We start from the raw sequence: 13499 nt of genomic DNA, 5'->3' as shown, positions 1-13499 counted from the left end.
AGAGAGGGGTTGTTTTGATTCGTTAGCTAACCTAAAACTCGTGGATCAACCGTTTGATCGACCGAATCGAGAAATTCGCTAATTGTTGGCAGGGTTGATGTAGCCGCAGCTTGCCCCACAAAATGGCTCACCTGCTCGGCAGTTTGCTTGAAAAAGAGCAGTGTGGCTGGATCAGGCTGAAGCTCTTGGTTATAAGGATCTTGCATGCGCTCAGCAAACTCCAAGGCTTGTTGGGCCAATTTGGGATAATGCTCAGCCAAAATTGCCGCGAGAGTGATCATCTCTTCGCCCGATTGCTCCAAATTTTGCAATTGAGCTTGAATATCAAAAACTGGGCGCAAAAGCTCGAAAGCACGTTGGATTTGGCCTTTTTTATACCAAACTCTAGCCAATGCACTCTGCGAACCAGGAATTAAGTTGCGAGCATCGTTTTGCAGGGCTAGATTGAGTGATTCCTCCAGTGCCTCTTGGGCTAATTCCAAATCATCAATCGCACAGGCGAGCCAGCCACGAGCACTCTGACAGAGAATAATCCCAACTTGATTGCCAAGGCTACGATTGATCTGCAAGCTTTGTTGGTAGCAACGTTCAGCATCATCGAAACGACCCAAACCAGTGTAGGAGCTGGCCAAATTGCTCAAGGCCGCAGCTTCACCTGAACGATCATCCATGGCTTGCCAGCGTGCCACAACATCTTCGCCAAGCTCCACTGCTTTTTGATAGTAGCGTTGTTGATAGGCCAATGACGATAAATTATGCAAGGCGCGGGTTTCGCCAAAGGTATCGCCAACTTGCTTGAATAAGGCTTGACCACGCTCATACCATAACGTTGCATCAGCATGATCGGCAAAATATTGGGCACAAATGCCTGCGGCAATCGCTGCTTTAGCGCGAACCACAGGCTCAATTTCGTGTTCGCGCCGCCATGCTTGGCGAATCCAGACCCGCGCTTCTTGGGCATAGCCTTTGGTAAACCAAAACAACCACAACGAGCCAGCAATCCGCAAGGCTGTGGCGGGATGCTGCTCAACCGCCCAATCCAGCACCGAGCGCAAGTTGTAAATATCACTCTGCAAGCGAGCCATCCATAGCGGTTGATCGGCTCCGAGCAAGGGTTTTTCGGCACTCTCAGCCAAATGGGTAAAGTATGAGCTATACAATCGTTGCAAGTGGTTAGCTTCGCGGCGACGTTGTAAACGACCCTCGGCATAAGCATGCACCGCATCAAGCATCAGATAGCGATGATCGCCGTTGGGCAGAGTTTCAAGCTGTACCAACGATTTATCGACCAAGGTTTGTAAGCCTTCAACCACATTGATCGGTACGTCGGGAATGCCCGCGCAAATCGCTTCAGCCGATTCGAGCGTCCAACTGCCGCGAAAGATCCCCAAGCGAATAAACAACACTTGCAGCGTTGGCGAAAGCAGGCGATAGCACCAATCGAGCACTGGCCACAAAATTTCTTTGCGTTGCATGGTGCTGTTTTTGTCGATCATAGCCGCACCCAAGCGCAAGTGATGCCGCACCATGCGCACCAAATCAGAGGGCGGTAAGCTGCGACTATGGCTAGCGACAAGCTCGACGGCCAACGGCAAGCCCTGCACCAAACGACATATTTCGGCGATCGCCTGAGCTTGTGGTTGATCGACTTTGAGCATTGGCTGCAACCGTCGCAATCGTTCGCTAAACAATTGCACAGCGCCATATTGCAAAATTTCGCTGGCGCTCAAGCGAGCATCTTCGGCAGGCACGCTCAATAATGGCACCCGATAGATCGTTTCAGCAGCCACGTTCAGCGCCACTTGGCTAGTGACCAAAATGGTTAATTGCGGCACGGCTGTGACTAAGGCTTGCACATCCGAGGCAGCCTCGACTACATGATCAATATTATCGAGAATTAACAAGCTCGGTTGATGTGGAAAATGGGCGGCAATCGTGGTGAGCAATGGTTGATCGGAGGTGGGAGCGATACCGAGGCTTTCGGCAATCGTTGCTAGCACTAAACCCGCCGCCCGAATCGGCACCAACGACACAAAAAAACAGCCACCAACAAATTGGTCGGCATATAAACGGGCACAATCAACCGCCAAACGGGTTTTGCCCGCGCCGCTTGCCCCAACTAAACTAATTAACCGCTGACCTTGGGCCAATAAAGCCCCAATTTCAGCAGTTTCAGCATCACGCCCAATTAGAGCAGTGGTGTAACGTGGAAGGAGATCGGAATGTTCTGTCTGCATATTCACACCAATTGGTTTCTGCTAAAGCCATCAGCACTGATAGCTGCCATGCTCCGTTGCATGTTAGTTGTCGTGCGTAGCCCAATCGATGAGCCGTTGCATTGGTTAATCATACACGAAAATTCAATTTAAATGCAGTAATCCCTGTAGAATTGTGCTACAGGGATTGTTAGCATTGGCTTGATTAGAGTGTAATCTGCTCGATCGTGCTCAGCTGATCGGCATATCCAAGCAAGCTTTGGGCGATATAGGCTGGCACATGCTCGGCCCAGCCAAAAATAAAGCTGACATTTGGCTCATCGGGCGGGGCAACCGCGTGTGGATAGGGCGCAATCGTGATTAAAAATGCTTGAGCTTTGGGATTAACCTTGGCCAAATATTTACGCCAGACACTGACAAAACTTGTTCCACTATCGCTATCACGTGCCCATTCTTCGTTGTCAGTAATCGCAATTACTACATCGACCACCTCACGGCGCTCGTACAAGTAGGAAATTGGGGCGGAAACCGCGGTTCCACCACCAAGTTTGGCCGTAATTTGCTTTGTCAACCACATCAATTTGGTTTCGCGCCAAGTCTCCATCTGAACAATGCTGGTATTAAAAGGTAGCAGTTGGGCGGTTGGGTTGCTGCGATAGAGCGAGCCAGCGAAAATGCCTGCAACATCGACATAACGTACTTGCGACTTCGGATTGATAGAGCCGCGCATCGAGCCAGAAACATCTGGGGCAACCACGACCCGCCCAGGAATTTCGGGCATGTTGACGAAGGCCATTTCGATCATCTGCTCAAGCGTTTGCTGAATCAGCTTTTCCTGCTCGCTTAGTGGCGTGAAGGCCAACCAAGCTGCGTGCAAACGGAAGGGCAAAATCTTGGCGCGGCGCAAGGCCTCAAGGTCGCCCAAACGCCCAACCACATACTCAATCATCGCCGCATCGTGGAACACACCTGCTCGTTGTAGGCTAGCCAAATTGCGTAGCAAGGCCAAATAGGGCATTTGCTCGATCAACGTTCGCCACATGGCCAAATCTGGCTTGCCCGTACCTGTGACAATTTCGTAGGGCAGACGACCAGCCTCAACCAACGCTCGCTGCTCAGTCGGATCGCTCGTGCGCTTGAGTTGCTCGACCGCTGCGATTTGCGGCAACAGCGTGGATGCTTGCTCAGCCCAAGTTGTGCGCCAGCGCTCACGATCGATCAAATAACTGAACAAAGCATTAGTACGATCATCGATAGGTTGCGGACGCGTTAGGCGTAGCACATCGCGTAGGGTCATGCTGCCTGCATTCGTGCCACCATATTTAATTACGTGATATTCGCTCAGGTTAAGCAACCAATCATTGATTGTTTGCTTGATTGCCCGACCCATACCAGGCCGAATCTGACGCGAACGCACAATTTGCACAAAATCTTGCAAATCGCCTGGCGTTAGAATAATGCGCTTGAATATTAGGTGAAACAAGCCCAAATCGACAGTTGATAGCACAACCAAGCCGATAATTGGCTGAAGGCGCATGGTTCCTTGTTCGCGAGCATACACTAAGGCTTTTGCAGCAAAGAGTGGGTTATGGGCTAACATGGCTTGATGCAACTCCAAGGCCAAGGCATAATTGCTACCTTGCGAGGCGTAAAAGGTTGAGCCAATGGTATTGGTCAACAAAGTTTGCATATACCGTTCAGCCAAACTGCGTTGATAGGTAGGGAAGCCCTCGTGGTTAAGCCCATGTGCTGCATCAGGCGTGCGAGCAAACAGGCGGCGAACAATGTTCATGGCCACCTCCAAGTTATAAGGTAGGAAAACGACTCTTCTCAACAAAGCAACCATGGTCTAGCCCGAATCACACTTGCGGATCAAACGCTATGAATTGGTTTGGGCAACTACATCACAGCTGATTCGTCTAGACCATGGTGTCAGAATAGGTCGGGCCTAGCAGGACTCGAACCTGCGACCTAAGTAGCCCCTACTATCACCTCGTGAACGAGGAAGTTGACGCAGAAGCAGTTTGCTCTACCAACTGAGCTATAGGCCCGAAATTAAGGATGAAGGATAAGGGATGAAGGATGAAGCCAAACCCACAGATGCTGCCAATAGCTCAGCGCCTTGCTCTCTGCGCCTCTGCTTTAAACCCTTCTTCGTGCCCTTTGCGTTCTTCGCGGTTACAGCCTTCGTGGATCAATGTAGGTGAGCACAATAGGAATCGAACCTATACGTCAGGTCAACGAAGTAACTCCCACGATCACCTCAAATTGAGGAAGAGTTGTTGAAGTACTGTGCCGAAGCACATCCTGATGTTCTGCCGTTAAACTATGTGCTCACGTTTATAGTTCGGCGGTCAGGGGCTGGGGATCGGTAACGTTTTCCATCCCAACCACACGTACCAAACCTGCAAATTTCCCGATAACCACTAGCTATCAGCCTAAAACCTTCTTCGTGATCTTCGCGCTCTTCGCGGTTACAGCCTTCGTGGATCAAGATCTATTGCTAGACTACCATCGTGTTACAAGGGTTCCAAGAAGCGGCTGATTAAAGCCCGCATTCGCCACATTAACATTGGTTGGTTCCTCTGGTAGCGGCATACGACTCCTTCAATCGGTATGCTGAACGTTCAGGGCTGCTGAGGAAAAGGCGTGGAACTTCGTGGTTCAAGCGAAGTATGTCCCACAAGCACCTCAGCAAACTCTCACTTGTCTCCCACAAGCTGGCGAGGAAGCTGGCTAAATCGTAAACACTTCACCTCGCCAACTTGTTGATTCTCTCCCACAAGCGCTAACCCCTTGATGTTGCAATCGATCATTGGCTAGCGATACCTCAAGCTATTGGTTAATTCCTACTCCGCTCGTTCTCTCCCTCAAGCGGTCTTTTTGGCTTTTCCGCGCCATGGTAAACGCCATGAAGTTGGTTCGGGCGCTGTCTCAATCTGCGCCAATTCCAACACCTTACGCACATAGCGGCGCACTTCACCTTGGCAAGCATCCAAGCGCTTGGCAACTTTGGCGGCATCTTCCACCACCACAGGCACCCGCAAGGTTTGATCAAACCAAGAAACAATCCCAGTTACATCGCGCATCGTTTTGGTTGGCGCAGTTAAGCAAACCACCCGAATCAAAACATCGGAGCGTTTAATCTTAGGATGTTGAACGGTAAACATAGGGCTGGCAATATAATTGGCATAGATCAAGACTTTCGCAATCAGCAAACGATAGCGGAGGCTGTCATCAGCGACTGAACCATTGTCTACGATCCATAAATCCAACCCAGGCCGGGCGGGGTCGAGTGAACCCGCAACAATATCAATGCGGGTAGGATCTTCGAGCGTCATGAGCAAACCTCTAGCTAAAACAAAATAGTCGTCACTGCTGTGACGACCATAGCATTAGCGTGTGTCAGTACGCGTCACACTATTGGTCGCCATCCATCCTTCGTCCAACTCAGCTCGCCAGCAAAACCATAGCCTAAATCTACATTACGCAATGAGCCACAAATGTGGGCTATTGGCGCGTAATGTGTGCTTGACTGGCGTTTTGGTTGTGGATTAGTGAGTAGCCGTCGCATGGTGCTCGTCCCTTTCCTAATTTGCAATCGAACTCTGATTTGGTGATGGGCTAACTATAAGCGCTGTTAATCAGGCTTGCATCAGTCGTCGGGCGGAAATTTCTAAGCCATTAGGCTGAGGAAAGAACATATCTCTGCATTCTGACTTTTGACTTTTGATTTCTGGCAAAACGGTTGCAACTCCCCCGCTTTTAAGCCATAATAGGCACTAACGTTCAGGCTCAAAACAAACAACGCGATGTTGCGACAGGCTTTTTCTGGCTGGCGGCATCGTTTTTTAATTAATCGTAGTACAAGGAGTTGCAATGAACGTTGCTGAATTACCACCGCTGTTTGCCCCCCTACCCCAACGGATCAACCGACTCTATGAGTTGGCTTATAACCTTTGGTGGAGCTGGCAACCAGAAGCCCAAGCGCTTTACCAAACGATTGATGCAACGTTGTGGGAGCGCACAGGCCATAATCCGGTGAAATTTTTGCGTGAAGTTAGCTTGGCTAGCCTCGAACAAAAAGCCCTTGATAGCAATTATTTGGCCCAGTATGATCGGGTAACGATCAAATTTGATCATTATATGCGTGATGATCAAACGTGGTTTGCCCGCACCCATCCTGAGCTTAAAGATCAAACGATTGCCTATTTTTCGGCTGAATTTGGCATTCACGAGTCGTTGCCAATTTACTCTGGTGGCTTGGGCATTTTGTCGGGCGACCATTGTAAAGAAGCCAGCGATATTGGTTTGCCATTCGTTGGGGTTGGCTTTTTATATCCTCAAGGTTATTTTCGCCAATTTATCAATAGCGAAGGCACCCAAGAAGCGCTCTACGAACGCTTGAATTTTGCTGAGTTGCCAGCCTTGGCTGTGCGCAATAGCGATGGCAGCGAATTACGCGTGAGCGTCGATTTGCCCGGGCGCATGGTGTTTGTCAAAGTTTGGCGCTTCCAGGTTGGCCGCATCACGCTGCTGCTGATGGATACCGATGTTGACGAAAATCGCCCTGAAGATCGCGAATTGTCGGCTCGTTTGTATGGCGGCGATCAATGGCTGCGGGTCGCTCAAGAAATCATCTTGGGGATTGCTGGCGTGCGAGTGTTACGCGCTCTCAATATCAATCCAACAGTTTGGCACATGAATGAAGGTCACTCAGCATTCTTGGGCTTGGAATTGTTGCGCGAACGAGTTCAACGTGGCGAAAACCTTGAACATGCCGTCAGCGAAGTGCGCAAACGCTCAGTCTTTACCACCCATACGCCAGTGCCTGCTGGCAACGATGCCTTCCCACTCGATCTGATCGATCAATTCTTCCACAACTACTGGCCACAATTGGGCATTGATCGCGACACCTTTATGAATATTGCGTTGCAGCAACAAAGCTGGGGGCCAACCTTCAGCATGACCGTGCTCGCATTGCGCTTATCGGAATATCATAACGGCGTGAGCGAATTGCACGGCGCTGTGGCTCGTCAAATGTGGCAATTCCTGTATCCAGGCAAATCAGTTGACGAAGTGCCAATTGGCCATGTGACCAACGGCGTGCACTCGGATACGTGGTTGGCTCCAGCCATGGCCAATATGTACGACTCGGTGCTTGGCGCTGGTTGGCGCGAACGGATGGACGACCCTGCAACATGGGATCGCATCACGACGATGCCCGATGAAGTGCTTTGGGGCGTACACTCAGGCCAAAAGCACGATTTGGCTCGCTTTATTCGCGAACGCGCTTGGCAGCGCCAACGTCGTTTAGGCTACCATCGCGACGATGCAATTAGCGGCGATGTTAACCCCAACGCGTTGTTGATTGGCTTCGCACGCCGATTTGCCACCTACAAACGGGCGACCTTGATTTTCCGCGATTTGGATCGGATCAAGCGGATTTTGAACAACGCTGAGCGTCCCGTTCAAATCATTTTCGCTGGTAAATCGCACCCAGCCGATGAGCCAGGCAAGAGCTTTATTCGCGCCGTTTACAATATGGCTCGCGACCCAGAGCTGCGTGGCAAGATCTTCTTTATCGAAGAATATGATATTAACGTTGGCCGCCATTTGGTACAAAGTGTTGACGTATGGTTGAACAACCCACGCCGACCATTGGAAGCATCGGGAACCAGCGGCGAAAAAGCGGGCATGAACGGTGTGCCAAACCTAAGCGTGCTTGACGGCTGGTGGCGCGAAGCCTACAACGGCAAGAACGGTTGGGCGATTGGGCGCGAAGCTGGCTACGACGATCTTGAACAACAAGATATTGACGATGCTGAATCGTTGTATAGCTTGTTGGAAAACGAAGTTATTCCATCGTTCTATGATCGTGATGCCAATGGCTTGCCCCACAAATGGATTGCGACCATGAAGGAATCGATTCGCACGGTTGCCCCACAATTTAGCTTCCGTCGCATGCTCAAAGATTACGTAGCCCAATACTACGTGCCAGGCATGCAAGCCGAATAAGCCGCCGTTTGTAGCGTGAGCCTGTGCTACAGCAAGGCTTTTTTGGCTTTTTGACAATGTTTGTCAGTCAAACAAACGAGCAAGGTTTTGAAAAAGCGCAAAATCTTGCTCGTTTGGCATTTTTAGCCCTAAACTTCGTTCGCCTACCGATCTTTGTTATATGCAGGTGAAGCTCTAGGCTTTTGGCTATGGGCTATCGGAGATTGATAGGAAATACCAACCATTGTTCCGATAGCCAAACGCCATGTCTCCTTCGTGTCCTTCGTGGTTAAATTTCATCCTTCATCCCTCACTTTTCAGCCAGCTATCATTGACCCGCCTGCAACCGGTGTGCTAGGCTGAACAAGTGTTGTGAGTTGATGGAGGACATGCCTCATAAACAATCGTGCCCGTTGGCCGCAGCCCATGTGGCCTTGGGTGGTTAATACTCCCACTAGCTCCAACTAGTCAATCTGCTGCAAACACCGCTCGATACTGACATAAGCAAAATTACCATGGCTAGTAACGGTGGCTTTGTGCCCAATCAAGACCAATTGGCAAGAAATGTTGTCTACGGTGCCGCTTAAGTGGGTGGTGTTCTTCATGTGCAGCTGTTCAGTTGCCGTGGTTAACTGATATTGCATGGGGTACTAAATTCATGAAATTGAGCAAGGATACAGCACATCGATTGCTATCGATAGGCTTAGCGCTAGGGGTATTAACAGGTTGTGACCAAGCACTGCCATTGCCTACGACCGCGATCAATCCAACTGAAACGGTTGATGCGATTAATGCAACCCTGCATGCACAAGCAACGGCATTTGCGCAAAGCCCAACCCTTGAACCAGCTGCTGAGGCAACCTACTGGGCTGATCGGAATCGCGAATCAGAATATTATGCAGCGACTGTCGCGGCGGGTAGACCGACGCGCACCCTCAGCCCTGATTCCGCTGATATCGCAACAGCAAAGGCAAATGGCACTCTTCTTACCCCATTTTTGTCACCAGTGCCAAGAGTTATTGGGAGGCATTATGGATGTTTTGATATTCCTAATCGAACGATAACCGTCCATGATTGTTGGTTCATGGTGGATAATCTATCCCGATATGAATTGGTACTCTATACAAAAGATGCAGACCCTAGCGTATCATATATACTGGTTGAAACGCAGACGATCCAAACACAGGATGTTACTACAGCACGCTATGGTACTCCTCGCACAATAGAACCCTTATATATTCATCATACGGATGGTGCGCAGATTTATTTTGCAACCGTCGCCAATACAACCACGGTTGTTCTACGTTTCAATCTTGAAACGCGCCAATGGCTTGATCCCAATGGCACGCCAATTCCGGTCACTGCGACACCAACCAGCATCATGCCCGTGCCCGCCACGCCAACTAGTGGTGGCAGTACCAGCACACCGCGCAGCGCTAAAACCGCCCTGTTGGTCGTCGGTACTGTGACGAATACGAATGTACAGCGTGGATTCAGCAGGCACAAACCACACTAAAACCACCCTGTTTGTCGTCGGTGACGTGACCATACCTTTCGTGATCAAAACTCCCCCTTGACAATGATCTACTTTTGGCGTATTGTAATGGAAACGCTTCCATTACTTCAAATGCTCAATCAAGGCCTGAATCACCAACGTTGGCCGTCAAGTGACCGTTATTCCTGTTTGGTATTAGCCCTAAATGCCTTCCCAATGCGGGATTTTTTTATCATAATTATGGAAACGTTTTCATGAAAAATTGACGTATGATATAGGAGGATACCTCGCCGCTGCCAATCTGCCGCATCCACCCAATTTCGCTGTTAGCTTGACGTTTGGTTTAATCAATGAGGATGTACCACTATGCAACGACCATGGATTCGCTCGTTTACCTTGCTGATCGGCTTAATTTTGGCGGCATGTGGCGAGGCGACTACGCCAACCACGCCCCCGACCAACCCAACTACGGCAACTGGCGCTAGCAGTGCGGCTAGTGGCACGGTCACGTTGTGGTTTCACTCCGGTCAAGGTGCTGAACGCGATGCCTTAAACGCAACGCTCCAAGCATTTGCAGCCAAAAACTCAGCAATCAAAGTTGAAGCCATTGAATTGCCTGAAGGCGCATATAACGATCAAGTCAATGCTGCTGCCTTGGCTGGCGAATTGCCCTGCTTGCTCGATTTTGATGGCCCATTTGTCTATAACTATGCATGGTCGGGCTATTTGCAACCATTGGATAGTTTGATCGCTGCCGATGTCAAAGCCGATTTTCTGCCTTCAATCATTGAACAAGGCACTTACAACGGCAAATTGTATAGCCTTGGGCAGTTCGATTCGGGCTTAGGCTTCTATGCCAACAAGGAATTGTTGGAAAAAGCTGGGGTGCGCATTCCAACTTTAGCCCAGCCATGGACTCGCGCTGAGCTTGATGAGGCCTTGAGCGAACTTAAAGCCAATGGTTTGGAATATCCACTTGACTTGAAAATGGACTATGGCCGTGGCGAGTGGTTTAGTTATGGCTTTTCACCCTTCTTGCAATCTTTTGGCGGCGATTTGATCGATCGCTCAACGTATCAAAAAGCCAGCGGCAGCTTGAATAGCGCGGCTTCGGTCGAAGCAATGAAGTGGTTCCAAGGCCTCTTCACCAATGGCTATGTTAATCCTAAGCCTGCTGGCAGCACCGATTTTGCTGAGGGTAAAGCGGCTTTGAGTTGGGTTGGGCACTGGGCCTACCCTGATTATGCCAAAGCCTTGGGCGATAAATTGTTGGTGCTGCCTGCCGCCGATTTGGGCAAGGGTGCGAAAACGGGCATGGGTTCGTGGAATTGGGGCATTACCAGCAAGTGTGCTAATCCGGCGGCTGCCGCTGAAGTGCTTTCGTTCATCGTCTCGCCCGAAGAAGTGCTGCGCATGAGCGATGCCAATGGCGCTGTGCCAGCGCGTACTTCAGCAATTGCCAAATCCAAATTGTTTGGTGATGGCGCTCCGTTGAACCTCTATGTGCAACAATTGACCAATGGCGTTGCCATGCCGCGCCCAATTACCCCAGCCTACCCAGTCATTACCGTCGCCTTTGCCGAAGCCGTCGATAACATTGTGGCTGGAGCCGATGTGCAAGCCGAGTTGGATAAAGCGGCCCAAAAGATCGATGCCGATATTGAAGATAATCAAGGCTATCCCGTGAAGTAACTGTTGATCAACCACCAAGCCGTTGATTTCAGCGGCTTGGTGCTTCACAAGGAGTGTGTCTGATGGCTATTTCAAAATCGCAAACTGCCAGCGCCAAACCCACCACCAGCCGCCCAATGCTTAGTTGGAAACGCCGCGAACAACGGGTTGCGTGGGCATTTGTGGCTCCGGCACTGCTATTGCTCCTGATCTTTTTGATCGCGCCCTTTGGCTTGGCTTTTTATCTTTCGCTGACCGACCAACGCCTCGTGCCCAATCCCAACTTACCAACGCGCTTTGTTGGCCTCAAACATTATCTGGCAATGTGGCAAGATGCGACCTTTGTCCGTGCTTTGCTGAATAATTTCTTGTTTGTGGCGGTAGTTGTGCCAGTTCAAACCAGTTTTGCCTTATTTCTGGCAGTTTTGGTCAACCAAAAAATCAAAGCAATCAACTTTTTTCGCACAATCTACTTTATTCCAGTCGTCACAATTATGGCGATTGTGGCGGTCGTTTGGACGTTTCTTTACAATCCCGATCAGGGCATTATCAACAAATTTATTCAGACGATTAGCTTTGGTCAACTTGGCCCCTATCGCTGGCTCGAAGACCCTAAATTAGCGTTTCCGGCGATTATGTTGATGTCGATCTGGCAGGGCGTTGGCTTTCAGATGGTGATTTATCTGGCGGGCTTGCAAGAAATTCCTGGCGAATTATACGAAGCAGCTCAGTTGGATGGAGCGAGTGCTTGGCAACAGTTTCGCTTTGTCACCCTGCCTCAATTGCGCAATACCTCAATTTTTGTGGTGATCTCAACCACAATTATGGCCTTCAAGCTGTTCGATCAAGTTGAGATTATGACCAAGGGCGGCCCTAACGATGCTACTGTCACCGCTATGTTGCATATCGTCAATAGCGGGTTTCGTACCCAAAAAGTTGGCTATGCCTCGGCACTTTCGGTAGTGTTTTTCATCATTGTGTTGCTGATCTCGCTGGGCCAACGAATTTTTACCCGCTCAGAAAGGTAGGTTAATCATGCAACGTCCTGCAATTGAACCAACCAAGCGCTGGCAAAAAAGCTCACGCACATTCGGCATCTACCTGCTGATGACGGGAATCGCGCTGTTTACCCTGTTTCCCATCCTATTTATGTTGGTCACGGCGATCAAAGCTGATGAATCGCAGATTTTGCGTGAAATGAGCACATTTGCAGCGTTTTTGCCAACTGGAGAACTTTCGCTGCAAAACTTTCGCGATGTCTTTGAGCGCGTACCATTTGCCCAATATCTAATCAATTCGGTAATTATTGCCTTGTCAATTGTGATCTGTGGGCTGTTTGTCAATAGCTTGATCGCCTATGCCTTGGCCCGTATGCAATTTCGCGGCCAAAAATTGCTCTTGGCAATTGTCGTGGCATTGATTATCATTCCATTTCAGGCAGTTGCCGTGCCTTTGCTGCTGATCGTCAATCAGTTGCCATGGTTTGATGGCCGCATGACCTGGCTCGATAGCTATCATGTGCAGATCATTCCATTTATTGCCGATGCTTTTTCGATTTTCCTGTTCTACCAGTTTTTCCTAAATATTCCCAAGGATATTGAGGAAGCGGCCTTGGTCGATGGAGCCAGCCGTTTTCGGATGTATTCACAGATCATTGTGCCACTTTCACGCCCAGTTTTTGCGACCGTCGCCATTCTGCAATTTCTGACCCACTGGGGCGATTTCTTGTGGCCATTGATGGTGGTACGTGATCCAGCGGTGCGACCATTGACGGTTGGTATGCAAGCCTTTTTTGGCCAAATGCCACGCCAATGGGGCGATATTATGGCCTTCGCCACGATGGTAACGCTACCAGTGCTGATTATTTTCCTGCTGTTCCAAAAATGGTTCGTTCAATCGGTGGCCTCATCGGGGGTCAAGGGCTAAACATACTGATTGCCCTCATCCCCTAGCCCCCTCTCCCGCCGCCGTGGCAGAGGGGTTTTTCCAAGAGTAGGTTTCCATTGCGAACCACGGAATCCATGGTTCATCGGTGAATGGTTAACTACCACTGTATGTACTTTAGGGGGTGCAGGGGGATTAAAGCCCCCTGCGTCTCCCGCCTTGAGGCGGGACGGAAG

The 13499-nt window shown here is 49.9% G+C and carries 8 protein-coding genes and 2 tRNA genes; 5 read left to right on the top strand and 5 right to left on the bottom strand.

What is annotated here, in order from left to right; genetic code table 11:
- Window positions 1-26 precede the first annotated feature (26 nt).
- From DEF47_RS03910 to DEF47_RS03890, 5 genes are all read right to left on the bottom strand, one after another.
- Window positions 27-2237 carry an ATP-binding protein gene (locus DEF47_RS03910; RefSeq protein ID WP_012188700.1) on the bottom strand — a complete coding sequence of 737 codons (2211 nt, stop codon included), beginning with the start codon at window positions 2235-2237 and terminating at the stop codon, window positions 27-29.
- Window positions 2238-2421: 184 nt separating this feature from the next.
- Window positions 2422-4008, bottom strand: a complete 1587-nt coding sequence (locus DEF47_RS03905) for a TROVE domain-containing protein (RefSeq protein ID WP_041304130.1) — start codon at window positions 4006-4008, stop codon at window positions 2422-2424.
- 151 nt (window positions 4009-4159) lie between these two features.
- Window positions 4160-4267, bottom strand: a tRNA-OTHER gene (locus DEF47_RS03900).
- A gap of 153 nt (window positions 4268-4420) precedes the next feature.
- Window positions 4421-4552 (bottom strand) — tRNA-OTHER (locus DEF47_RS03895).
- 534 nt (window positions 4553-5086) lie between these two features.
- On the bottom strand, window positions 5087-5557 hold the full coding sequence (locus DEF47_RS03890) for a hypothetical protein (protein ID WP_012188702.1): 471 nt from the start codon (window positions 5555-5557) through the stop codon (window positions 5087-5089).
- Window positions 5558-6095: 538 nt separating this feature from the next.
- Between DEF47_RS03890 and glgP the strand changes: the two genes are divergently transcribed.
- The 5 genes from glgP to DEF47_RS03865 all read left to right on the top strand — a co-directional run bounded on the left by glgP (window position 6096) and on the right by DEF47_RS03865 (window position 13305).
- Window positions 6096-8234, top strand: a complete 2139-nt coding sequence (glgP, locus tag DEF47_RS03885; RefSeq protein ID WP_012188703.1) for an alpha-glucan family phosphorylase — start codon at window positions 6096-6098, stop codon at window positions 8232-8234.
- Window positions 8235-8871: 637 nt separating this feature from the next.
- Window positions 8872-9729 carry a hypothetical protein gene (locus DEF47_RS03880; RefSeq protein WP_012188704.1) on the top strand — a complete coding sequence of 286 codons (858 nt, stop codon included), beginning with the start codon at window positions 8872-8874 and terminating at the stop codon, window positions 9727-9729.
- A 345-nt stretch (window positions 9730-10074) separates the two neighbouring features.
- On the top strand, window positions 10075-11400 hold the full coding sequence (locus DEF47_RS03875) for an ABC transporter substrate-binding protein (RefSeq protein ID WP_012188705.1): 1326 nt from the start codon (window positions 10075-10077) through the stop codon (window positions 11398-11400).
- Window positions 11401-11462: 62 nt separating this feature from the next.
- The gene (locus tag DEF47_RS03870) at window positions 11463-12407 is read left to right on the top strand and encodes a carbohydrate ABC transporter permease (protein ID WP_012188706.1); all 945 of its coding nucleotides are present in this window, start codon (window positions 11463-11465) and stop codon (window positions 12405-12407) included.
- Window positions 12408-12414: 7 nt separating this feature from the next.
- On the top strand, window positions 12415-13305 hold the full coding sequence (locus tag DEF47_RS03865; protein ID WP_012188707.1) for a carbohydrate ABC transporter permease: 891 nt from the start codon (window positions 12415-12417) through the stop codon (window positions 13303-13305).
- Window positions 13306-13499: the final 194 nt, after the last annotated feature.

This window comes from Herpetosiphon sp., assembly GCF_003512625.1.
In the GTDB taxonomy this organism is placed as follows: Bacteria; Chloroflexota; Chloroflexia; order Chloroflexales; family Herpetosiphonaceae; genus Herpetosiphon; species Herpetosiphon aurantiacus.
The sequence above is the reverse complement of the archived record's forward strand: the minus strand, read 5'-3'. Positions and strand labels throughout refer to the sequence as shown.